Origin of the sequence: Hongsoonwoonella zoysiae (assembly GCF_013266695.1) — a bacterium.
GTDB classification, from domain to species: Bacteria; Pseudomonadota; Alphaproteobacteria; order Rhizobiales; family Stappiaceae; genus Hongsoonwoonella; species Hongsoonwoonella zoysiae.
Window position 1 is genome coordinate 1,284,660 of the sequence record NZ_JABRXF010000001.1, and the last position, 22,610, is coordinate 1,307,269.

Consider the following 22,610-nt stretch of genomic DNA (forward strand, 5'->3'; position numbering starts at 1 on the left):
GTAGATATCCTGTCGTTATGAATTGTTGGTCGTCATTTGAGATTTCTTTTCGCTTTGTTCCTTGAGGACGCGAAAGAAACCGGACGGGGGCATCAGGCGCGCGGTCACCCGTCGGCGTCGAAAGCTACGGCGAGGGAAACGGGCAATACGAGTGGTGCGGGCCGCGCGTTCATCAAGCGGCGCTGGCCGGCTACAGCGCGCTGATCTACGCCTGCGGCGATTGGTGCGAGGTGGAACAACCGAATTGGTTCCGGCGTTCAGGATTGTTTTGTGAAAGTACCGGGCGTCGTAGGCACGGTCGGCGATTGCGGAACGATAGGCGATCCCGTGGATCCGGGCGGCGCCAAAGAGGACCTCGCCCTGATGCCAGGGCTGGAAACGAGGCCGGCAGGGTTTTCAAGGCTGTCGATTGCAGCGTGTAACCTGGTCTCTCGATTAGGTAGCGCCCGACCCGACGCGACACAATCTTCAGCGAAACGCCACAGACCCGTGCGGGCTCGGCCTTGAGAGGGCGGCCTTCGATGACAGACAAGAGGCTATCGCCCCTCGACGCAAGGGCGTCAGGCGGGCATTCCTGTGGATGTTCATTCGGACCCTCCGGTGAATGCTGAAGCTTGGTAACTCCAGTCGCCACGGTCCGGTCCGAATGGACACCTTCCAGAAGTTCACCGCTAGGTCCGCTCAGTGATTGTCGCGCGGGATCCCTTTCGTGTGGGCCACGTCGCGGTATTTTACCGCGGGCTTCAGCACCATTCCCTTGTCGAACTGGTCGACCAGCGAACGCTGGATCTCCTGCCACGGCGTCTGGCTTTCGGGATAAGGGAAGCCGCCCTTTGCCTCGAGGTCGGCGCGGCGTCTGGCAAGTTCCTCATCCGAAATCAGAATATTTGCCGTGCCCTTCCGCAGGTCGATGCGCACGCGGTCTCCCGTCTGGATAAGCGCGAGCCCGCCCATGGCCGCGGCTTCCGGGGCGGCGTTCAGGATCGACGGCGATCCGGAGGTGCCGGACTGGCGCCCGTCGCCGATGCAGGGCAGCGAATGAATGCCGCGCTTGAGGAGATAGGCGGGAGGCTGCATGTTGACGACTTCCGCGCCCCCCGGATAACCGATAGGCCCGGTGCCGCGAATGAAGAGCATGCAGTTTTCGTCGATCTCCAGCGACGGATCCTCGATCCGGTGGTGATAATCCTCCGGCCCTTCGAAAACGATGGCGCGGCCCTCGAAAGCGTCCGGATCGTCGGGGTTCGAGAGATAGCGGTCGCGGAACTCCTTCGAGACGACGCTCGTCTTCATGATCGCGCTGTCGAAAAGGTTGCCCTTCAGGTTGACGAAGCCGGCGTTCTTCACCAACGGGTTTGAAACCGGATGGATGACGTCCGGGTTCAGGTTCTGCACATTGCGGCAATTTTCGCCAATGCTCGCGCCGTTCGCCGTCACCGCATCGGGGTGGGGCAGGAGATCCGCCTTCATGAGTTCGGCGACGACCGCAGGTACGCCACCCGCGCGGTGGTAATCCTCGCCCAGGTATTCGCCCGCCGGCTGAAGGTTGACGAGAAGGGGAATATCGTGGCCGACGCGCTGCCAGTCGTCATTGTCGAGCTCGACGCCGAGATGCCGCGCGACCCCGTTCAGGTGGATCGGCGCGTTGGTCGAACCGCCGATCGCCGAATTCACAGCGATTGCGTTCTCGAACGCCTCGCGCGTCATGATGTCTGAAGGTTTCTGGTCCTCCCACACCATGTCAACGATACGCCGACCCGTTTCATACGAAATCTGGCCGCGCTCTCGATAAGGCGCGGGAATGGCGGCGGAACCCGGCAACTGCATGCCGAGTGCTTCCGTCAGCGAGTTCATGGTGGTCGCCGTGCCCATCGTGTTGCAATAGCCAACGGAGGGCGCTGAAGATGAGACGATCTCCATGAAGCCGTCGTAGTCGATCTCGCCTTCGGCGAGCAATTCACGCGCCTTCCAGACAATGGTGCCGGAGCCTGTTCGCTCGCCCCTGTGCCAGCCGTTCAGCATCGGCCCGACGGAAAGCGCGATCGCAGGGATATTCACCGTGGCGGCCGCCATCAGGCAGGCGGGGGTGGTCTTGTCGCAGCCGATCATCAGAACCACGCCGTCAAGCGGGTAGCCGTAAAGCACTTCAACGAGGCCAAGGTAGGCAAGGTTACGGTCAAGCGCTGCCGTCGGCCGCTTTCCCGTTTCCTGGATCGGATGAACCGGAAACTCCATGCAGATGCCGCCCGCTGAAGTGATGCCGTCGCGAACCCGTTTGGCGAGCTCGATGTGGTGCCTGTTGCAAGGCGAAAGGTCCGAGCCGGTCTGGGCGATGCCGATGATCGGCTTGCCGGATTGCAGTTCCTCGCGCGTCAGCCCGTAGTTCAGGTAGCGCTCGATATAAAGCGCGGTCATGCCCGGATTGTCCGGATTGTCGAACCAGGCTTTCGAGCGAAGCGAGCGCTTGTCCTTGGCAGTCATGATCATCCTCCGCGTGAAGCGGTTTATGGGCCAAGGCCCGAATGCCGCTTTCGTTCTCTGAGATATCCCGTTTCGCGCGTGCGCGAAACGGGACGAGCGACTGGATAGTCAATTCGTCGCCCTAATAATAGAGCTTTCAGAGTTTCATCGCGAGAGAATAAATAATATTTATTCGTGATCGGCTTTCGGCTTCCACCTTGCAAGCAAGCCCGCGTTGGTGACGACCGAAACGGACGACAGCGCCATTGCCGCGCCGGCGACGGCGGGTGTGAGAAGCCCGAAGGCTGCGAGCGGTATGCCGATGACATTGTAGATGAACGCCCAGAAGAGGTTCTGGCGGATCTTGGAAACGGTTGCGCGGGAAACGGCGATCGCATCCGCAACAAGTTCGGGCCGAGAGCGCATCAATGTGATTCCGGCCGTTTCCATCGCGACATCCGCGCCTTCGCCCATGGCGATGCCCACATCGGCAGCGGCGAGAGCGGGGGCATCGTTGATCCCGTCGCCGACCATGGCGACCGTCGCACCTTCCGAGTGCAGCCTGGCGATTGCACCCGCCTTGCCTTCTGGCGGAACGCCGGCGGTGACCCTGTCGATGCCGATCTTCGCGGCAACCGCTTCCGCGACCACCTGCGTGTCGCCGGTAAGCATGACCGGCGTCAGATGAAGCGAGCGCAACCGCGCCAGTGCGTCAGGTGTTTCCTCGCGAATCCGGTCGGCCATGGCGATCACGCCGACGACGCGGCCCGCGACTGCGACCGTTGCGCAGGTCTTGCCCTCCGCTTCGAAACCCCGTGCGATCTGGTCGGCCATGAAACGGTCGATGCCCTGTTCGTCCATCAGCCGCCCGTTGCCGATCATGACAATTTCGCCGGCAATGGTGGCGATCAGGCCTCGACCCGGCACGGACTTGAACGATGTGGGCTGGGCAAGGGGAAGCCCCCGTTTCCCGGCTTCGGCGATCATCGCTTTCGCAAGGGGATGCTCGCTCGGCAATTGCGCCGAGGCCGCGATCCTGATGAGGCGATCCTCGTTGCGGTCGAAGGCGCGGATGTCGGTTACGGCGGGTTTTCCCTCCGTCAGCGTGCCGGTCTTGTCGAAGACGATGGTGTCTATCTTGTGCGCAACCTCAAGCGCTTCGATATCGCGGATGAGAATGCCGGCGCGTGCGGCCGCACCCGTTCCCGCGACAAGGGCCGTCGGCGTGGCCAGCCCCAGCGCACAGGGGCAGGCGATGACGAGCACGGCAACAGCCGCGCCTACGGCCTCATCAACCGCAAGGCCGAAGGCGAGCCAGCTCGCGAAGGTGACCAGCGCAACGACGACGATGACCGGAACGAAGACCGCCGACACGCGGTCGACAAGATGCTGTACCGGAGCCTTGCCCGTCTGGGCTGCCTCCACAAGGCGGATGATGCGGGCAAGCTTCGTATTTTCATCGAGCGCGGTGGTGCGCACCGTGAGGGCGCCGGACCCGTTGATCGTGCCGGCGATGACCTCCGAGCCGGGCTCCTTGGAAATGGGCAGGCTTTCACCGGTAATGAGCGATTCGTCGAGCTCGCTCTCCCCTTCCAGGATCTCGCCATCGGCGGGAACGCGTTCGCCGGGTTTGACAAGGATGCGGTCGCCCTCCCGGAGATCGTCGACCGATATTGTCTCAAGGCCGCTGTCCGTGATTCGATGCGCCACATCGGGCCGTAACGCCATTAGCGAACGAATCGCCGATGTCGTGGTGCGCTTCGCGCGAAGCTCCAGAAGTTTGCCGAAGAGGATCAGCGTCAGGATGACGGCGGACGCTTCGAAATAGAGATGGCCGGCATGCTGAGGGCCGAGGGCGATGATCTGAAAAAGGCTGTAGCCGTAAGCCGCACTCGTGCCGAGCGTCACCAGCACGTCCATATTCGCGCCACCGCCACGCAAGGCCTTGAACGCGCCGACATAAAAGCGCGCGCCGGCGAAAATCTGCACGGGCGTTGCGAGCGCGAGCTGGACCAGCGCCGGAATCGCGATTTCGAGCCCGAAGGGCATGGCGATCATCGGCGCGATCAGAGGCAATGACAGAAGCGCCGAAAAGACGAGCAGCAGGAACGTGCGCCGTTCGTAAGCGTTCGCGCGAGCGTTGGCCTCCTCACTGTCCGCACGGCGGTTTTTCGCGCGATCGTCGTGAACTTTCGCCTCATAGCCAGCCTTCTCGACGGCCCTTATCAACGCATCCGGATCCATGCTTTCGACGGCATCGATTTCGGCGGTTTCAAGCGGCAGGTTCACCGAGGCATGGGCGACGCCCGGCATGCGCGACAAAACCTTCTCCACGCGCGTTGAGCAGGCTGCACAGGTCATGCCGATCACGTCTAGGCGAACGGTCTTGAGGGCTTCGTCGGGCTTCACTGCCGCGTCCATGTTTCGATACTCCAAGGGTCTGTTGGAGGATAGATAGGCTCTCCAGTCACTGGAAGGTCAAGGCCTATGGATCGTCACCTCGTTTAACGCCGTGCCGGGGCGGATGCGAGGGATGAATTCCGGCGTGAACCGCGAATTCAGGCTTATCCGCGCGGACGTTCGCCCGTGTAGATGGCGCGGGGGCGGATCTGCTCAGGCTTCTGGTACTGTTCCAGCGCATGCGCGACCCAGCCCACGAGCCGCCCGGCGCAAAAGATCGATACGCCGGCATGGTCGGGAAGGCCCAGGATGCGCTGGATGACGGCGAAGGTGAAATCGATGTTCGGGCCGTGGCCGAACAGCGCATTGGCCGATTCCAGAACCTCAGGCAGGAGGCGGGCAAGCGGATGATCGATCTCGGCTTCCGCGATCATGTCGATCAGGCAGGCGGCGCGAGGGTCCTTCAGCTGATAGATCCGGTTGCCGAAGCCGGGAAGCGATTCGCCCCGCACCAGCCGCTCCTGCATCACGGGCTCGATGTCAGCGGCTGTACGGATAGCATCGAGCCAGCCGCCGACGCGTTCGGAAGCCGAACCGTGGCGCGGACCGGAAAAGGCGCCGAGGCCGGCAATGAGAGCGGCATGCAGCGGCGCGCGCGTGGACGCCGCGCAGCGGACCGCGAACGCACTCGTGTTGAATTCATGGTCTGCCGACAACACGAGGGCGGCGCGGAGAAGGTCTATCGACGCGCCATGCCGGATGCCCCAGGCTTTCGCGATCTGCAGATGAACCGGCGCTTCGGAGGGAGCGCCGCAGATGAGCGCGGCGACGCCCGACCGAAGCAAGGCAGCCCCCTTGGCGGCCAGCAGGCGGTGGGAAAGCGTATAGGCGGCACGATCTATCGCCGGCCACGCGGCGAAAGCCATCATCACGCGTTCGACCGGGCGAAGGTCCGGAAGGTTGAGATCGGGTGCCGTCGGCGGCGGGCTTGCGAAAGGATCATTCGTGCAATCCCAAAGCAGGGTGGCGATGGCCTCCAGGCTGGAAGAACGCGCGAGCTGTACCGCGGGCTGGCCGCGGTAGACCGGCCCGTCTTCGGTGATCAACGTGAGCTGCGTTTCAAGGGTCGGACCCGGCATGGAGGGCCGCTCCGCGATAGCTTCGCCGGTGTCGCGCCTGTTGCGCAACGCCCTGACATCCTCTGCGTGGTAGCGGCGCTGGCGGCCGGGACCGGGGATCGAGCGCACCAGGCCGCGACTGACATAGGCATAAAGTGTCGCCGGGCGAACGCCGAGTTCGATCGAAGCCTCGCGGGCGGAAAGGTAGATCGGCGATGTCATGTGTTGATTGTATTTATCAATATTGACGATATCAACTCCCTTGCCGATTTTCCCGTTCATGAAGCGAAACGGGAAAGGGAAACCCATGACCGAAGTTTTCAAATCCGGCGGGAATGAGTTGCCCCTCTTTGCCCCGGGGCTTGAGGGGATCATCGCAGCCGAAACGGTACTGAGCGATGTCGACGGCGAAGGCGGAAGGCTGACGTTGCGTGGCAGGCCGATCGAAGAGATCGCCGGACGTATGACATTCGAGGAAGCCGCCGCATTACTGTGGCAAGGATTTGTGCCGGATGAATATCTGTCGCGGCTGCTCGAGCTTTTCGCGCAGGCGAGGCAGGTCGCGGCCCGGGTCGTGGCGACGATGCAATCGTCTCCGGCGGGCCTTTCCGCCTATGAGTTGATGCGGCTCGGCCTTGAAGCCTTGCCGCTAGACCGTGATCGCAACGAAGCTGTGACGATATCCGGCGCATTGCCTCATCTCCTGGCGGCCGCGAACGCGATTTCAACGGGCAGACAGGTTGCTCCGCCCGACCCTTCACTCTCGTCCGCCGAAGACATGCTCCGCCTTCTGACAGGTAAAATACCTTTGCCGGAGCAGGCCGCCGCGCTCGACCGGTATCTGGTGACTATCCTCGATCATGGTCTCAATGCATCGACCTTCACGGCGAGGGTCATCGCCTCCACGGGATCGGATATGCGCTCAAGTGTCATCGGCGCTTTCGGTGCGTTGAAAGGTCCGCTGCACGGCGGCGCGCCAGGCCCCGTGCTCGATATGCTGGATGCGATCGGTACGCCTGAAAACGCCGAAGCGTGGATTGCCGGGGAATTGGCGGCAGGTCACCGTCTGATGGGCTTCGGTCACCGGATTTACAGGGCACGTGATCCGCGTGCGGATGTGTTGCGGGATGGCCTCGCGCCATTGCGCGGCAACTCGGAAAACCTGCGAAAGGCCGAAGCCATCGAGAAATCGGCGCTGGCCGCGCTCGCGCGGCACCGCTCGAACCGGAAACTTGAGACGAATGTCGAATTCTATACCGCTGTCCTGCTTGATGCAGTTGGTATCGACCGCTCGCTTTTCACGCCGCTTTTCGCGGTCGGGCGGACGGTTGGCTGGTGCGCGCATGTGCTGGAGCAGCGCGCCACGGGCAAGCTGATCCGGCCGATGTCGCGCTATGTGCCCGAGACGGCCTGAAAGGAAAATGCCGGCGTCAGTTGGTGACGCCGGCAGTCTGGTTTTTTTAATTTTTGTCCTATCGGTTCGTGATGATTTCCGGCCCCATCAAGGCATATGGCAGGGATGTGGACAGGAACGGCAGATACGTTACGAGAATAAGGAAGAGGAACAGGATCGCGACGAACGGAAGCGCCGCGCGCACGACCTGCACCAGGCTCATGCCCGTGATGCCGGATGTCACGAAGAGGTTCAGCCCGATTGGCGGCGTTATCATGCCGATTTCCATGTTCACCACCATGACGATGCCGAGATGAATCGGATCGACGCCAAGCTCGATCGCGATCGGGAAGACGACCGGGGCGACGATCAGGAGAAGCCCCGAGGGTTCCATGAATTGCCCGCCGAGCAGAAGCAGCAGGTTGACCGCGATCAGGAAGGTGAACCAGTTGAACCCGGCACCCACCATCCAGTCCGTGATGGCCTGCGGGATGCGTTCCGATGTCAGCACATGGGCGAATAGCAGCGCATTGACGATAATGAACATCAGCATGATCGTCGTCTTGGAGCTCTCGACCAGCACCTTCTTCGTGTCGCCGTGGAAGCAGCCGGGAATGAATTTCCAGACGATCAGGGCGAGATTGCGCACAAGGCTTTGACCGAAACCTTCCCCCGGTCGGCGCCAGGGCACATCCTTGAGCGGCCCCATGTCGCGATAGATGAAGACCGCGATGAAGAAGGCGTAGACGGCCGCGACCGCTGCGGCCTCCGTCGGCGTGAACACGCCGCCGTAGATGCCGCCGAGAATGATGATGATGAGGAAGAGGCCCCAGCCGGCCTCGCGTGCCGCTGCGGCTATTTCGGAGACGCCGGCAAACGGCTGCTTGGGCATGCCCCGAATGCGGGCGTTGATGTAGATCGCGACCATCAGCATGAGGCCCGCGACGATGCCCGGGACGACACCGGCTAGGAACATGCGCCCTACCGAAACGTCGGTCGCCGCCGAATAAACCACCATCACGATGGACGGTGGAATGAGAATGCCGAGCGTGCCGGCATTGGCGATGACGCCGGCGGCGAACTCCTTCGTGTAGCCGACCTCGCGCATGCCGGCGATGGCGATCGTGCCGATGGCCACCACCGTCGCCGGCGATGAGCCGGAAAGGGCGGCGAAGAGCATGCAGGAAAAAACGGCCGCGATGGCAAGGCCGCCGCGCAGATGACCGACAGTCGATATCGCGAAGCGGATGATGCGCCGCGCCACGCCGCCCGTCGACATGAAGGCCGATGCGAGGATGAAGAAGGGGATGGCGAGCAGCGTATAATTCTGCGACGCCGTGAAGAGCTGCAGCGCGACGGAGGACATACTGTCCTGCGAGAACAACGCTATGGCGAGAATGCTCGACAGGCCGAGCGAAATCGCGATCGGGACGCCCAGGAACAAAAGCCCGAGAACGAGGATGAAAAGGACTGCGGCTTCCATGGGTCTTCTCAGTCCTTCAGTTCGTCTTTGTGTTCTGCGACGAGTTCTTCGGCCTCATGCGCGGCGATCATCGTTTCCCGCTCCCCCTTGATGATTGCGATCATCGCCTGCAGGCAGCGGAACCCGAACAGTGCAAGACCGATGGGGAGCATGAGGTAGGCGACCCAGCGCTGCACGCGATCCTGGGTGCCGAAAGTCTCCTGGATCAATTCGGGGTAGCGAAGATCGTCGAGGCCGAAACCGCGCTGGAACATGAAATGCCAATAGCCGAGCGCGCCCGTCTGGCGAAAGCTCGTGCTGACGTCGATGCCGAACAGGCTGAGCCAGCCGGCATAAAGCAGGATGAGGGCGTAAAGGACGCCGCAGAAGGCGCCGAAGACAGCGATGATGCGGAACGTCTTTTGCGGCAGAAGCCTGATGAAGGCATCGACACCGAGATGGGAGCCGATCTTGACCCCGTAGCTCATGCCGAAAAGGATGAGCCAGGCGAACAGAATGCGCGTAAGTTCCAGCGCTCCGCCCCAGCCCGTGTTGAAGCCGTATCGCGCCACCACCTGAGTGAAGGACACGATCGTCATCGCCGCCAGAAGGAGCGCCAGGAAGGTCTCCTCGAAGCGGGTGACCCAATTGTCCACCCTATGCATGCCTCTCCCCCCGTGCGGATATCGCTCCGGCACAAGCTGCCGGCGAAGAGCATCCGCGACGTTTGTGAAAGGCCCCGCCTCATGCGGGGCCTTTCCCGGTCAGTCGTGGTCGGACCGGATTACGATCAGCTGTTGGAGCCGGCGGCGGCGTCGATCAGATCCTTGCCGATGTCGCCTTCGAACTGATCCCAGACCGGCTTCATCGTTTCGACCCATTTGGCGCGCTGTTCAGGCGTGAGCTCGCGAACGGTGGCGCCGGCCTCGATGATCTTCGCGCGGTTGCCGGCTTCCTTCTTGGCCACCGCGTCGTTACCGGCCTTCGTCACTTCGTCGACGATGGTCAGGAACTGTGTGCGGGTCTCCTCGTCGAGGCTTTCAAGCCACTCAGTGGAGGTAACGAGCAAATAGGCGAGCACCTGGTGGTTTGTCTCGGTGATGCCGTCCTGAACCTCGAAGAACTTCTGGGTATAGATGTTCGACCAGGTATTTTCCTGTCCGTCGACGACGCCGGTCTGCAGCGCGCCGTAAACTTCCTTGAAGGCGAGCTTTTGGGCGTTGCCGCCGATAGCCTCGATCATGGCGACCGCCACGTCGGAGGTCTGTACGCGGAACTTCAGGCCGTTAGCGTCCGACGGCTCGATCAGCGGCTTGTTGGCCGAGAACTGCTTGAGGCCGGAAAGCCAGTAGCCGAGGCCCTGGTAGCCGACGTCCTGCATCACGTTCAAAAGACCCTTGCCGGCATCGGACTGGGTGAAGTTGCCGACAGCGTTCAGGTCCTGAAACAGGAAAGGCAGGTCAAACAGGCGATACTTGAGGGTATAGGCCTCGAACTTCGAAAGCGATGGCGCAGCAAGCTGCACATCGCCGAGAAGCAGGGCTTCCATCACCTTGTCGTCGTCGAAGAGCTGAGAGTTCGGAAATACCTGCATGCAGGCCTTGCCGTCCATCTCCTTGTTGACGCGGTCGGCGAGCATCGTCGCCGCGTCGCCCTTCGGGTGGCCGGTGGCGGCGACGACGTGGCTGAACTTGATGACCATTTCGCCGTCGTCGCAGCCTTCGCTGGCAACGGCGGGAGCGGCAAAGGCGATCGATGCGGCCGCCGCTGCGGTCACGACGAATTTCTTCATGGATGTCCTCCCAGACATTATCTGCAAATTCGAAGCGTCCGCTGGCCGGATAAGTCCCGAACGTTAGATGGGCGACGCTCCGAAAGGCTGAAGGGGTTCAACCGTGCCGAAATGATAGCAACTGCCGTGCCAAAATGCATGATGGTAAAAAATAAAGCATTTTCGCCGCTCGCCGGTTCTCGGCGGCGTCCCGCATGTGTCGAAATCCACACATGCGGGCATTTCAATGGGTGGTTGAGGTAACGTGTTGTTAAGCTGCAACCGGCGTTCCTGCGCTAGGCCCGGCCTTCTTCCACCGCATGACAAGCGACGCCGGTTTCTCCTTCGCCTTTGAAAAGCGGCAGCTCGCGGTTGCATCGCACGTTGGCGAGCGGGCAACGCGGATGGAAGGCGCAGCCCGGCGGCGGATTGATCGGATTCGGGATCTCTCCTTCCACCGCCTTCCGGGGCCGGCCGGACATTTCAAGGTCCGGAATAGCCTCCAGCAACATGCGCGTATAGGGATGGCGCGGATTGCGGAAAAGCTCCTTGCCGTCGGCGACTTCCACCAGCCGGCCGAGATACATGACGCCGATGCGCTTCGCCATGTGCCGCACGACCGCAAGATCATGGCTGATGAAAAGATATGTGAGGCCGAATTCGTCCTGCAAATCCTTCATGAGGTTCAGGATCTGGGCCTGCACGGAAACGTCCAGCGCGGAAGTCGGCTCGTCGCAGACGAGGAATTCCGGTTTGGAGGCGAGCGCCCGGGCGATACAGATGCGCTGTCGTTGCCCGCCCGAGAACTCATGCGGGTATTTTGCCCCGTCGCGCGGATCGAGCCGCACGAGTTCCAGAAGCTCCCCAACGCGCTTCGAAATCGCCTTTTCATCGTTTTCCAGCCGGAATGCGCGGATCGGCTCGGCGATGATCCGATCCACCCTCCAACGCGGGTTGAGGCTCGCGTATGGATCCTGGAAGATCATCTGCATGCGCCGGCGCAGGTCGCGCATCTCCTTGCCGTGTTGCGCGCCGCGCATGTCGACGCCGTCCACCGTGATCTCGCCGGCGGATGCCTCGAGCAGCCCGACGACCATTTTCGCGACCGTCGACTTGCCGGAACCGGATTCTCCGACGAGAGCGAAAGTTTCTCCTCTGGAAATGGAGAACGTAATGTCCTGCGCGGCCTTCAGAAACGCCTTGGGCGTGCGCTCGATCACGCGGTTCAGCCAGGGTCTGGAAACATCGAAAGTGCGGGAAAGCCCGGAAACCCTTACCGTCGCCCGGTCCAATTCATCAACGCCCATCAGGCTTGCTCCACTTTGCTCGCGCGGTCGTTTCGTCCTTCCTCGACCAGCCAGCAGGCGACGCGGCTTGTGCCGACGTCAATCGGGTCGGGACGTTCCGCGCGGCAGCGGTCGAATACATGCGCACAGCGCGGGTTGAACGGACAGCCCTTTGGAATGGCATCGAGCCTCGGCATGGAACCGGGAATCTGCGTCAGCCTGTCAAGTTCGCCGACAAGTGTCGGAATCGCGCCCATGAGGCCGACCGTGTAGGGGTGGTGCGGGTTCTTGACCACGTCGCGAACCGGGCCAATTTCCGCGATACGGCCTGAGTACATGACCGCGACGCGGTCGCATGTCTCCGCGATGACACCCATATCGTGGGTGATCAGCATGACCGAGGCGCCATGGTCCTTGCAGATGCGTTTCAGCAAGCCGATGATCTGGGCTTGAACCGACACATCCAATGCCGTCGTGGGTTCGTCGGCGATCACGAGTTCAGGCTCCGCGCAAAGGGCAAGCGCTATGACCACACGCTGGCGCATGCCGCCTGAAAACTGATGCGGATAAGCGTCAAGCCGCTCGGCCGCTGCCGGAATTCCGACCTCTTCGAGCAAGCTTACCGCGCGCTTTCGCGCTTCCGCCTCCGAGACCGGAAGATGGGTCATGATCGTCTCGGTGATCTGCTCGCCGATCGTGAAGAGCGGGTTGAGGCTCGTCAGCGGATCCTGAAAGATCATGCCGATTCGCTTTCCCCGCACCTTGCGCATGGCGGTTTGGGACAGATTGTCGATCCGTTCGCCACCCAGGAGGATTTCGCCCCCCGAGATGCGGCCCGGTGGTTCCAAAAGCCCGATGATCGCCGAACCGGTGATCGATTTGCCAGCGCCCGATTCGCCGACGACGCCCAGAACCTCGCCCTTTTTAAGATCGAAGGAAATACCGTCGATGGCAGTGAGCGTTGCGCGGCGCGTGGGAAATTCCACTTTCAGGTTGCGAACGGAAAGGAGAGGTGTCTCAGCCATTTCGCCCTCCTATCGAAGCTTCGGGTTAAGCGCGTCGCGCAACCAGTCGCCGAGCAGATTGACCGCGAGAACAAGAAGGGCGAGTGCGACGCCGGGGAAAATCGCGATCCACCATTCGCCGGAGAAAAGGAAGTCGTTACCGATGCGGATGAGCGTGCCGAGAGAAGGCTGCGTCGGTGGGACGCCAACGCCAAGGAAGGAAAGCGTCGCCTCGGTCACGATGGCGATCGCGAGGTTTATCGTCGCGATAACCAGCACCGGGCCTATCACGTTGGGCAAGACATGGCGGATCATGATCAGGAACGGAGGGATGCCGATCAGGCGAGCGGCCTGAACGTATTCCTTGTTTTTTTCAACCAGGGTGGAACCGCGCACGGTACGTGCGTATTGCACCCAAAGCGACAGGGAGATGGAAAAAACCAGTATCCAGAAGACGTATTTCTCACGGTCCAGATTGCCGAACAACCCGCGCGCCGCTCCGTCGATGAGCAGCGCGATGAGGATAGCCGGGAAGGTAAGCTGCACTTCGGCGATGCGCATGATGACGGCATCCGTCCGCCCGCCCACGTAACCTGCGACCAGGCCAAGAAGCACGCCGACGATCGCGGCGAGAATCACCGAGAGGAAGCCGACGGCAAGCGAGATGCGCGATCCGTAAAGAATCGCGGAAAAGACGTCGCGTCCCTGATCGTCCGTGCCGAGCAGGAACCGTGGGTCGCTGCCGTCCATCCAGACCGGTGGCACGCGCGCATCAAGGATCGATATCCCCGCCAGATCGAAAGGGTCATGCGGTGCGATCCACGGCGCGAAAAGCGCGCCGATGAAATAGAGCGCGGTAATCACCGCCGCCACCACGGTGACTTTCGAGCGTAGGAACGAATGAAGTATATCGCTGTCGAGCGCGCGCTTGAGCGCTCCTTGCGGTGCATTACGGTTCAGGGGTTCGTCCGACATGTCATTGCACCCCTTATTTTATCGCGCGTTCGGTGCGCAGCCGCGGATCGACATAGAAATAGAGAAGGTCGACCACGAAATTGATCAGCACGAACAGGAAGGCGATCAGCATGAGGTAGGCCGCCATGATCGGGATATCGACATTCTGGACGGACTGAAGGAACAAGAGCCCCATGCCCGGCCATTGGAACACGGTCTCGGTGATGATCGCGAAGGCGATGATGGTGCCGAGCTGCAGGCCGGTGATCGTTATCACGGGCACCAGTGTGTTCTTGAGCGCATGCCGATAGTTCACCGTGCGGTTCGGCAGGCCGCGGGCACGCGCGAACTTGATGTAGTCGGTGCGGATCACCTCAAGCATTTCGGAGCGCACCAGACGCATGATCAGCGTCATCTGGAAAAGGCCAAGCGTGATCGCCGGCAGCACCAATGCCTTGATGCCGCTCCAGGTCAGCAGGCCGGTCGACCACCAGCCTATCTGCACGACTTCGCCGCGTCCGAAGCTTGGCAGCCATTGCAGGTTTACCGAGAAAATGAAGATAAGCAGAATGCCTATGAAGAAAGTTGGCAGCGAAATGCCGACGAGCGAGGCGGACAGGAAAACCTTGGACAGGAAACTGTCGCGGTTGAGGCCCGTATAGACGCCCATCGGAATGCCGACGAGAACGGCGAAAATCGCGGAGACAACGGAAAGCTCCAAAGTCGCGGGCAGGCGCTTGCCGATCATTTCCGCAACCGGCTGCTTGAACTGGTAGGAGGTTCCGAAATCGAACTGTGCGGCATTCAGTATAAAGCGCGCGAACTGGACGATGACGGCATCGTTGAGCCCAAGCCGTTCGCGAAGCGCTTCACGTTGTTCGGGTGTGGTTTCCACCCCGACCATCTGGTTGACGGGGTCACCGACGAAGCGAAACAGGGTGAAGGCTATCAATGCCACCACGATCATGACCAAAAGCGCCTGGAACAGGCGGCGGATGCTGAAGGCGAGCATATTGCCTCGATCGGAAGGATTTCTGAAATCAAACCCGGCGGCGAATGATCGCCGCCGGGCTGAAGCACCGGATTTCGGGTCTTAGTTCTTGGTCACCCAGCGGAAGTGGAACTGGTTGTCCGCACGCTGAACGAGGTCGACCTTCTCCGAAACGCCCCAGGCAAGGCCCTGCTGATGTAGCGGAATGTGAGACACTTCCTCAGTCGTCAGCTTGAAGGCATCGTAGATCAGCTGGTCGCGCTTTTCGGGGTCGTTCTCCGAAAGGATCTGCGCGGAAAGCTCGTCAACCTTCGGATTGCAGTATCCCCCGAGGTTGAAGGGCCCTCCGGCGCCAGAATCGTCGCGGCAGCCATGCAGATTGGTCAGCACGTTCCAGCTGTCGAAGGAACCGGGCGTCCAGCCGAGCAGGTAAAACGAGGTATCATAACCGCCGGATGCCAGCACCTTGGCGAAATATTTCGCTTTCGGCTGGGCGTTGAGGTCGACCTTCACGCCAATGCGCGCAAGGAAGGCCGCAACCGTCTGGCAGATCGATTCGTCGTTCACGTACCGGTCGTTCGGGCAGTCCATGCCGACCGAGAAACCGTCTGGATATCCGGCTTCCGCCAGAAGCGCCTTCGCGGCGTCCGGGTCATACGGGAAGCGCTCGAACTCGTCGGATCGGGAGAACAGGAGCGGCGAGATCATCAGCGCCGACGGGGTCGACAGACCGCGCATCACCTTGTCCTTGATCGCCTCGATGTCGATCGCCTGATAGAAGGCCTTGCGCACGCGGACATCCTTGAAGGGGTTCTTGCCCTTCACGTTGGAATGAAGCAGTTCATCGCGCTTCTGGTCCATTCCGAGGAAGATCGTACGAAGTTCCGGGCCCGTCAGCGCGCGCGTGCCCGCGTTGTCGTTGACGCGCTTGATGTCCTGGACCGGCACCGGATAGACCATATCGAGTTCGCCGGAAAGCAGCGCGGCAATACGCGTTGCGTCCGACGAGATCGGCGTAAACACGACCCGGTCGAGGTTATGCTCGGCCTTGTCCCACCAGTCTTCGTTCTTCGTATAGACCGTACGAACGCCGGCTTCGTGGCTTTCGATCTTAAACGGGCCCGTACCGTTCGCATGAAGGGCCGCGTAATTCGGGTTGGTGTCGGAGGCGGAAGTGACCTTCGTGGCGCTGTTCGCCTCGGTCCACTCCTTGTCCATGATGTACCATGTATCCCACTCGTAATGCAGGATCGGGTTAGGTCCCGGCAGGACGAAATCGACGGTATAATCGTCGACGATCTCCACCTTGACGTCCGCACCGATGCGCGTTGTCAGATCCGATCCCTCGGAGCGGACGCGCTCGGCAGAAAAGGCAACGTCTTCGGCGGTGAAATCGTTACCGTTGTGGAACTTCACACCTTTGCGCAGATGGAAACGCCAGCGGTTCGGCTCAACGACCTCCCAGCTTTCGGCCAAGGCAGGCTGAATTGCAAGGTCCGGCCCGCGCCGGGTCAACCCTTCGTACGTATTGCCGAGCGAGCCCAGCGTGAACGTTTCGTTCAGGCTGTAGGGATCGAGCGCGTTGAGCGTGCCCTGAAAGGCGTAGTTGAGCTCCGCGGCGGAAGCGCCGCCGCTCGTCAAAGCGGCTATTACGGCAGCGGCCGCAAACGGTTTCAATATCTTCATTCCCCTCTACTCCCCTCGTGGAACGGACGTTGGGCATTATTCGCCCATATCCTCTGGTGGGTTGCCGATCGGCCGCTTTGGCGTTGCTCTTGATTGCGCCGATCCGCTGGTTGAACTCTAAACAGGCCGGTGAGCTTGCGTAAAGCGCTTGCATGCCCACTATTATGTCAACTCGCGCATCAGGCGGCGAATGAACGCTTCGCCCGCAACCAGTTGCGCCTTTTCGATAAATTCGTCGGGCTGGTGAGCCTGGTCGATGGAACCCGGGCCGCACACGATTGTGGAAAAGCCGGCCTCCTGGAACTGACCGGCCTCGGTTCCGTAGACGACGACATTGCGTGAATTGTCGCCGGTCAAGCGGCGCGCAAGTTCCTCCGCTCCGCCATTTTCCTCAGGCTGAAGCCCCGGCACGGCGGAAAGTCTTTCGATGGTGATGCCGGCTTCGGGCGCGCCAGCCTTCATTTCGGGCTCGACCTCGCTGCGAACGAAGCTTTCGTATCGCGCCTGCCATTCGTCCTGGGACTCATGCGGCAGCGAGCGTATGTCGGTATAAAACCATGCGCTTTTCGCGACGATATTATGGGCCGTACCGCCCTCCAGAACGCCGCAGTGAAGCGTCGTATAAGGCGGATCGAAAGGTGAGCCCGGCGGCGTTTCGCCAATGTTGGCGCGGGTGCGCTCATCGAGCCAGCCGATGATGCGCGCAGCCGCCGTTATGGCCGAAACGCCTCGGTTCAACTGACTGGAGTGCACCGATTTTCCGGTGACGGTCGTTCGCAGCAGCATGGTTCCCTTGTGCGAATCGACAACCTTCATCGAGGTGGGTTCGCCTACGATCACCGCCGCCGGGCTCGGACCGTCGCTCACCATCGCCTCGATCATTCGCGGCGCGCCGATACAGCCGATCTCCTCGTCATAGGATAGCGCGATGTGGATCGGGCGCTTCAGGTTCGCCGCAACCATTTGCGGTACATGGGCAAGCGCGATCGCGGCGAAGCTTTTCATGTCGGCGGTGCCGCGCCCATAAAACCTTCCATCGCGTTCGCAGAGAGTGAAGGGATCGCTCGACCAGGACTGTCCGGCGACCGGCACCACATCGGTATGCCCCGAAAGCACGACACCGCCGTCTATCCGGGGGCCGACGATGGCGTGGAGGTTCGCCTTTTCGCCGGTTTCGTCGAAGGTCAGTGTGCAATCGATTCCGAATTCGCCGAGATAGGCGCGAATGAAGTTGATAAGGTCGAGATTGCTGCGGTCCGAGACGGTCTGAAAGCCGACGAGCCGGGAGAGCATATCTTCTGTCGAATAGCAAGTGGCGTCCAAGTCGTATTCCAAACGCGGGAGGCAGGAACCGCTATTTGCGGATAGGTAGGAATTTTACGTAAGGCTGGCCCGGATCGTGTCCCACGTCAATCATTGTGGAAAACCCCTGTCCAGCGGATCACGATCTGGCTGATTTCAGCGCCGCTTCAAGTGTTGCAGCATCGTGGATTGCGGAAACTTTCAATGGTGCGATGCGGCCACGCACCGCCAGTTCGCGCGCTTCGCCTATCTCGTCCGACGCAATGTCTGCCGCTTCCAGGACATCGTGGGAAACGAGCGCCAACGCTCCATTTTCCTTCGTGGCATCCTCCAGCCTGCTTGCCACGTTCACCACGTCACCGAGGGCAGTGAGGCCGGATTCGACGCCGCCGCGGCCGTCAAGGCCGATCCGCCCAAGGATGGATGGTCCGCCATGCAGCCCGATGCCTATGCGCAGCGGCTCGCCCAATTGCCCTTTCAGTTCCTCGTTGATCGTCTCGATTTCCTTCGACAGCCTGATGATGGTCGAAAGCGCCTGTCGGAGGCCGGACCGGTAGGTCGTATTGACGCCGTATAGCGCCATTACGCCATCGCCCATGACCTTGTCGACCATGCCGCCGTCCGCCCGGATCGCCTTGACCACCCCGTCGATATACCGGTTCAGAATGAACACCACGTCGAACGCGAGACGGCTTTCGGTCAGCCTCGTGAAGCCGCGCATGTCAATGAACATGACGCCGATCTGCCGCTCCACCCCCCAGCGGTACCGGTCGTGGAAGGCGGCGGGAGGAAGCGCCTTTCCTGGCAGAATCAGGGGGCGGACAAGGAGATCGGCTTTCGGCCTGACCTGGCAGGCCAGACGCACGTTTTCACCGGCCCGGATGCGCTTCAGCACGCTTTGTTCGGCGTTACTCGGCGGATCGAGGGTATCTGCGCCCTCAAGGATCATGGTCCGGCATGTGGAACAGCGCCCGCGCCCCCCGCACACCGACATCATGGGCACCCGGTTCATGCGGCCGATTTCCAGCAATGTGGGCCCGAGGGGGGATCGGACCGCCCTTTCACCGGCGAAGGCTATGGATATCCGCCCTCCGTATCGCTTCCAGAGCTTCCGGCCGGCGACAAGCGCCAGGGCAAGGCCTATCAAGCCATAGACGATGACGTTGGCGTGGCTTGCGATTTCCGCCAGTGCTTCCTGTTCGCCCTGTTTGAAATTGCTTTTCGCTTCGCCGGTAAGGTAAAGCCGCCTCGCCGCCGAAATCCACCCCGTCAGGGCGAGCAGGGGTATCGCGCCCGCGAATATCAAAAATACCGGCTGCCATGACCGATACCAGCCGTAAAGGCGCAGCCAGTAGTGCAGCCCGATCATGCCATGGATCCAGACGATCACGAGAAGCGCCGATTGAAGGGCGGCGTGATCGGGCCAGAGGACCGAAAGCTCGTGAGAGTAGTCCATGTACGTTTTGTAAGCGATTTCCGCGCCTCTGGTGCCGGCAACGTGTCGGATCAGCAGGAAGGGTATGGAAAGCCCCAAAACAAGCTGCAGGGCCTCCCATTTCTGCATGATCAGCGTGCCGCGTTTCGCCGTTTTCCAAAGCGCTAGCCCGGCATGGATGGCAAGCGCGCCGTAGAGCAAGCCCGTGCCGACGGTCGAATGCCAGATCATGTAGCGCAAATCCTGGCCGGCTTGCATGATCTCCAGGGAGATGTTGCCAAGGGCATGATTGAGGAAATGCAAGAGAACGAAGGCAACGAGGACCAGGCCGCTTGCAAGGCGCAGGCGCTGTTCCAGCGAGCCGGACCCAGCGGGGCCTTTCCGTGCCCGCCGTTTCGCCGCGACCTTCGTCAACATCGATATTCCCCCGGTATATCCTTGAGATTCTCAGATAAGGCTGCTTGCAGGTCCATCTACCTTTAAATGTCTAAACTCATCGTCACGAAACCGTGGACAATCCGTCGCCGAGACGACATCAAGTGCATTGGACAAGAAGGATGCGAGGAAACATGACGGTTACGGTCTACGGGATCGCAAATTGCGACACGGTGAAAAAGGCACGCCGGTTTCTGGATGCCGCCGCCGTGCCTTACGCTTTTCACGACTACAAGAAGGCGGGCGTAACCCGCGAAAAGCTGGAAGCCTTCGTCGGAGAATTCGGCTGGCAAAAGGTGCTGAACACGCGCGGTACCACTTGGCGCAAGCTCGATGACGAGGTGAAGGAAGCAACGACGGATGCCGACACCGCGGTCGCCCTTATGCTGGAAAATCCGTCCATCATCAAACGCCCGATCGTCGAGGCTGAAGGGCGCAACCTTATCGGGTTCGACGAGACGTCCTGGGAGTTGGCGCTGGAAATGGGCGAATTGCGCTGATCTTCCGGCATGTTCGGTTGCGCCGTTGATTTTGCGCTGCGGAAAGCGTTAAGAGTCCGGCGAATTTTCACCGCCGCCACATCGAAACCGGCCCGGCCCGAGCGGGCGGCCCGCAGGCGGCCGTCCAAAAGGAATGGCAATGACCAAGGGTCTTTCCCGGCCGAAGAATCAAATTCGCTGGCTGCTGCTGGAGGGCATTTCGCCGTCCGCGCGCGCGATACTGGCCGATAATGGCTACGCGAATGTCGAGCATCTGACGACTGCGCTTGACAAGGATGCGTTGATCGATGCGCTGAAGGGCGTTCATATCCTGGGCATTCGATCGCGCACCCAGCTCGCGCCGGAGATTCTGGAAGCAGCGAGCACGCTCGTCGCCGTGGGGTGCTTTTCCGTCGGCACTAATCAGGTAGCGCTGCCGGAGGCGGCCCGGCTCGGCATTCCCGTATTCAACGCGCCGTTTTCGAACACGCGCAGCGTCGCGGAATTGACGATCGCCGAAATCGTCATGCTGATGCGCGGCACATTCGCAAAGTCTACGGCCGCTCACGCGGGCCGCTGGATGAAGAGCGCCGCCGGAAGCCGCGAAATCCGGGGCAAGACGCTCGGCATCGTCGGTTATGGCAACATCGGCTCGCAGCTTGCCGTTATCGCGGAAGCGATGGGCATGCGCGTTCTCTACTATGACCATACCGACAAGCTCACCCACGGAAACGCCGAGCCGATGGCGTCGCTGCAAGGCCTGCTCTCCCAGTCCGACGTCGTTTCCCTGCACCTTCCGCAGACGCCGGAAACGAAGGGCATGATCGGCGAGGCCGAAATCCGCGCCATGAAGCCGGGCGCCTTCCTGATCAATAACGCGCGCGGCTCCGTTCTTGACGTCGAGGCGCTGGCCAGAGCGCTCAAGGACGGCCACCTTGCCGGGGCGGCGGTGGATGTTTTCCCGTCCGAGCCGAAGTCGAATTCGGAAGAATTCGTGAGTGCGTTGCGCGGGCTCGACAATGTCATCCTGACGCCGCATGTGGGCGGGTCGACGGAGGAGGCTCAGGAGCGTATCGGCGAGGAGGTTGCGCGCAAGCTGGTCGAATATTCCGATGTCGGTTCGACGGTGGGTGCGGTGAATTTCCCGCAGGTGCAACTGCCGAAGGGAACGGAAAACACCCGTTTCATCCAGGTGCAGAAGAATGCGCCCGGCGAACTTGGCCGGCTCAACGATCTCTTTGCCAGCTACGAGATCAACATCTCGTCTCAGTTCTACCAGACCGACGGCGAGATCGGCTATGTCGTCCTCGATGCCGAGGGTCAGGTTGAGAATTCGGTCGAAATCCTGGAGGCGATCCGCAAGCTTCCCGGCACGATCCGCGCAAGGCTGCTCAACCGCGTTTGATTTTTCTGCGGCGAAAGGAACCGGGTCCGGCTCTTTACGGGCCGGTCAGCCGGACGTTTCCGCCACAGGCGTGACAGCATGGCCTTCCTTGAACCACGTCGCAAGATTATCGAGCATGAGACTTCCCATCGCCTCGCGCGTGTGGATCGAAGCGGACCCCACATGCGGCAGCAGTACGGCGTTGTCGAGCGCGATCAGTTCCGCCGGTGCACGCGGTTCTTCCTCGAAGACGTCAAGGCCCGCCGCCAGGATGACGCCGTTTTTCAAGGCCGTGATCAGCGCCTGTTCGTCGATGACCGAGCCGCGCCCGATATTGATCACGACGCCGTTCGGGCCAAGCGCCTTCAGGACATCCGCGTCCACGGCATGCCGGGTATCGGCGCCGCCGGGTGCGACAACCATCAGCGTGTCGCAGGCTGCCGCCAGCTCCTTCAGGTTTCGGTGATAGGGATAGGCGACGCCATCCTGTTTCCTGCGGCCATGATAGTGGATTTCGAGACCGAATGCCTCCGCTCGCCGGGCTATCGCTTTGCCGATGCGCCCCAGACCGAAAATCCCCAGCTTACGCCCGCGCAGCGTGCCGTGCGTGAGCGGATAGGGGCCGTCGCTTTGCCATTTTCCGGCGCGCAGGTACCGCTCGGACGCTGAAAGCTCCCGAACCGCCATGATGAGAAGGCCGAGCGCGGTATCGGCAACCTCTTCGGTCAGGACATCTGGAGTGTTCGTAACCATTATGCCCCGGTCCGCGCAATGCCTTGCATCGATACCGTCATAGCCGACGCCGAAATTGGCGACGATTTGCAGGTTTGGCAGCCTGTCGACGAGGTTCGCGTCCACTTTCGCGGAAGGACTTGAGGCAATGCCTTTTATCATCTGCGCGACACTGTCCAGATAAGCCTCAGGATCCGCCATTTCCCAGAGCTTGTGGGTGGTGTAGTCACGGTCCAGAACCTTAAGGATCGAGCGCATGAGCGGACGAGGTATGAGGATGTCAGGCTTGTCCATTTGCCCCTCCGATAGGTTTCATTA

The 22,610-nt window shown here is 61.2% G+C and carries 17 protein-coding genes; 3 read left to right on the forward strand and 14 right to left on the reverse strand.

The genetic code is table 11. The annotated features are described in order from the left end of the window. Nucleotides 1-681: 681 nt before the first annotated feature. From HPQ64_RS06015 to HPQ64_RS06025, 3 genes are all read right to left on the reverse strand, one after another. Entirely contained in the window at nt 682-2,481 is a 1,800-nt protein-coding gene (locus tag HPQ64_RS06015; protein WP_172887416.1) for an IlvD/Edd family dehydratase, read from the reverse strand. Nucleotides 2,482-2,649: 168 nt separating this feature from the next. Then, complete coding sequence (locus tag HPQ64_RS06020; RefSeq protein ID WP_172887417.1) at nt 2,650-4,881, reverse strand: heavy metal translocating P-type ATPase; 2,232 nt, start codon at nt 4,879-4,881, stop codon at nt 2,650-2,652. 143 nt (nt 4,882-5,024) lie between these two features. Next, a complete protein-coding gene (locus HPQ64_RS06025) occupies nt 5,025-6,287 on the reverse strand; it encodes a citrate synthase family protein (RefSeq protein WP_210260107.1) in 1,263 nt (420 codons plus the stop codon). Here HPQ64_RS06025 and HPQ64_RS06030 point away from each other — a divergent pair. Further along, nucleotides 6,286-7,392, forward strand: a complete 1,107-nt coding sequence (locus HPQ64_RS06030; protein WP_172887418.1) for a citrate synthase/methylcitrate synthase — start codon at nt 6,286-6,288, stop codon at nt 7,390-7,392. The two genes, HPQ64_RS06025 and HPQ64_RS06030, sit on opposite strands and share 2 nt — an antisense overlap. A gap of 58 nt (nt 7,393-7,450) precedes the next feature. On the opposite strand, the gene HPQ64_RS06035 is transcribed toward HPQ64_RS06030, so the two are convergent. The 10 genes from HPQ64_RS06035 to HPQ64_RS06080 form a co-directional block, all read right to left on the reverse strand. Beyond that, nucleotides 7,451-8,854, reverse strand: a complete 1,404-nt coding sequence (locus HPQ64_RS06035; protein WP_172887419.1) for a TRAP transporter large permease — start codon at nt 8,852-8,854, stop codon at nt 7,451-7,453. Between the two features lie 8 nt (nt 8,855-8,862). Further along, the gene (locus tag HPQ64_RS06040; RefSeq protein WP_172887420.1) at nt 8,863-9,498 is read right to left on the reverse strand and encodes a TRAP transporter small permease; all 636 of its coding nucleotides are present in this window, start codon (nt 9,496-9,498) and stop codon (nt 8,863-8,865) included. Between the two features lie 125 nt (nt 9,499-9,623). Continuing rightward, a complete protein-coding gene (locus HPQ64_RS06045) occupies nt 9,624-10,625 on the reverse strand; it encodes a DctP family TRAP transporter solute-binding subunit (protein WP_172887421.1) in 1,002 nt (333 codons plus the stop codon). Nucleotides 10,626-10,900: 275 nt separating this feature from the next. Beyond that, nucleotides 10,901-11,911 carry an ABC transporter ATP-binding protein gene (locus HPQ64_RS06050; RefSeq protein WP_172887422.1) on the reverse strand — a complete coding sequence of 337 codons (1,011 nt, stop codon included), beginning with the start codon at nt 11,909-11,911 and terminating at the stop codon, nt 10,901-10,903. Beyond that, nucleotides 11,911-12,915: an ABC transporter ATP-binding protein gene (locus HPQ64_RS06055; protein WP_172887423.1), complete on the reverse strand. Its 1,005-nt coding sequence runs from the start codon at nt 12,913-12,915 to the stop codon at nt 11,911-11,913. The genes HPQ64_RS06050 and HPQ64_RS06055 overlap by 1 nt, the downstream gene beginning before the upstream one ends. Before the next feature lie 9 nt (nt 12,916-12,924). Further along, nucleotides 12,925-13,869, reverse strand: a complete 945-nt coding sequence (locus HPQ64_RS06060; protein ID WP_172887424.1) for an ABC transporter permease — start codon at nt 13,867-13,869, stop codon at nt 12,925-12,927. Nucleotides 13,870-13,882: 13 nt separating this feature from the next. After that, nucleotides 13,883-14,860: an ABC transporter permease gene (locus tag HPQ64_RS06065; protein ID WP_172887425.1), complete on the reverse strand. Its 978-nt coding sequence runs from the start codon at nt 14,858-14,860 to the stop codon at nt 13,883-13,885. Nucleotides 14,861-14,941: 81 nt separating this feature from the next. Then, nucleotides 14,942-16,525 carry an ABC transporter substrate-binding protein gene (locus HPQ64_RS06070; RefSeq protein ID WP_172887426.1) on the reverse strand — a complete coding sequence of 528 codons (1,584 nt, stop codon included), beginning with the start codon at nt 16,523-16,525 and terminating at the stop codon, nt 14,942-14,944. 162 nt (nt 16,526-16,687) lie between these two features. Then, entirely contained in the window at nt 16,688-17,848 is a 1,161-nt protein-coding gene (argE, locus tag HPQ64_RS06075) for an acetylornithine deacetylase (protein ID WP_343035931.1), read from the reverse strand. 118 nt (nt 17,849-17,966) lie between these two features. Then, entirely contained in the window at nt 17,967-19,679 is a 1,713-nt protein-coding gene (locus tag HPQ64_RS06080) for an adenylate/guanylate cyclase domain-containing protein (RefSeq protein WP_172887427.1), read from the reverse strand. 152 nt (nt 19,680-19,831) lie between these two features. Here HPQ64_RS06080 and HPQ64_RS06085 point away from each other — a divergent pair, with 152 nt between their 5' ends. Both HPQ64_RS06085 and serA read left to right on the forward strand, forming a co-directional pair. Beyond that, nucleotides 19,832-20,197, forward strand: coding sequence for an ArsC family reductase (locus tag HPQ64_RS06085; protein ID WP_172887428.1), 366 nt, complete (start codon nt 19,832-19,834; stop codon nt 20,195-20,197). A 139-nt stretch (nt 20,198-20,336) separates the two neighbouring features. Continuing rightward, nucleotides 20,337-21,581, forward strand: a complete 1,245-nt coding sequence (gene serA / locus HPQ64_RS06090) for a phosphoglycerate dehydrogenase (RefSeq protein ID WP_172887429.1) — start codon at nt 20,337-20,339, stop codon at nt 21,579-21,581. A gap of 45 nt (nt 21,582-21,626) precedes the next feature. Here the strand turns inward: serA and HPQ64_RS06095 are convergent, their stop codons facing one another. Further along, nucleotides 21,627-22,586 carry a 2-hydroxyacid dehydrogenase gene (locus tag HPQ64_RS06095; RefSeq protein ID WP_172887430.1) on the reverse strand — a complete coding sequence of 320 codons (960 nt, stop codon included), beginning with the start codon at nt 22,584-22,586 and terminating at the stop codon, nt 21,627-21,629. Nucleotides 22,587-22,610: the final 24 nt, after the last annotated feature.

Coding starts and splice junctions, on each gene's coding strand:
- HPQ64_RS06015 (WP_172887416.1), bottom strand. CDS start 2,481: ATGACTGCCAAGGACAAGCGCTCGCTTCGCTCGAAAGCCTGGTTCGAC.
- HPQ64_RS06020 (WP_172887417.1), bottom strand. CDS start 4,881: ATGGACGCGGCAGTGAAGCCCGACGAAGCCCTCAAGACCGTTCGCCTA.
- HPQ64_RS06030 (WP_172887418.1), top strand. CDS start 6,286: ATGACCGAAGTTTTCAAATCCGGCGGGAATGAGTTGCCCCTCTTTGCC.
- HPQ64_RS06025 (WP_210260107.1), bottom strand. CDS start 6,287: ATGGGTTTCCCTTTCCCGTTTCGCTTCATGAACGGGAAAATCGGCAAG.
- HPQ64_RS06035 (WP_172887419.1), bottom strand. CDS start 8,854: ATGGAAGCCGCAGTCCTTTTCATCCTCGTTCTCGGGCTTTTGTTCCTG.
- HPQ64_RS06040 (WP_172887420.1), bottom strand. CDS start 9,498: ATGCATAGGGTGGACAATTGGGTCACCCGCTTCGAGGAGACCTTCCTG.
- HPQ64_RS06045 (WP_172887421.1), bottom strand. CDS start 10,625: ATGAAGAAATTCGTCGTGACCGCAGCGGCGGCCGCATCGATCGCCTTT.
- HPQ64_RS06050 (WP_172887422.1), bottom strand. CDS start 11,911: ATGGGCGTTGATGAATTGGACCGGGCGACGGTAAGGGTTTCCGGGCTT.
- HPQ64_RS06055 (WP_172887423.1), bottom strand. CDS start 12,915: ATGGCTGAGACACCTCTCCTTTCCGTTCGCAACCTGAAAGTGGAATTT.
- HPQ64_RS06060 (WP_172887424.1), bottom strand. CDS start 13,869: ATGTCGGACGAACCCCTGAACCGTAATGCACCGCAAGGAGCGCTCAAG.
- HPQ64_RS06065 (WP_172887425.1), bottom strand. CDS start 14,860: ATGCTCGCCTTCAGCATCCGCCGCCTGTTCCAGGCGCTTTTGGTCATG.
- HPQ64_RS06070 (WP_172887426.1), bottom strand. CDS start 16,525: ATGAAGATATTGAAACCGTTTGCGGCCGCTGCCGTAATAGCCGCTTTG.
- HPQ64_RS06080 (WP_172887427.1), bottom strand. CDS start 19,679: ATGTTGACGAAGGTCGCGGCGAAACGGCGGGCACGGAAAGGCCCCGCT.
- HPQ64_RS06085 (WP_172887428.1), top strand. CDS start 19,832: ATGACGGTTACGGTCTACGGGATCGCAAATTGCGACACGGTGAAAAAG.
- serA (WP_172887429.1), top strand. CDS start 20,337: ATGACCAAGGGTCTTTCCCGGCCGAAGAATCAAATTCGCTGGCTGCTG.
- HPQ64_RS06095 (WP_172887430.1), bottom strand. CDS start 22,586: ATGGACAAGCCTGACATCCTCATACCTCGTCCGCTCATGCGCTCGATC.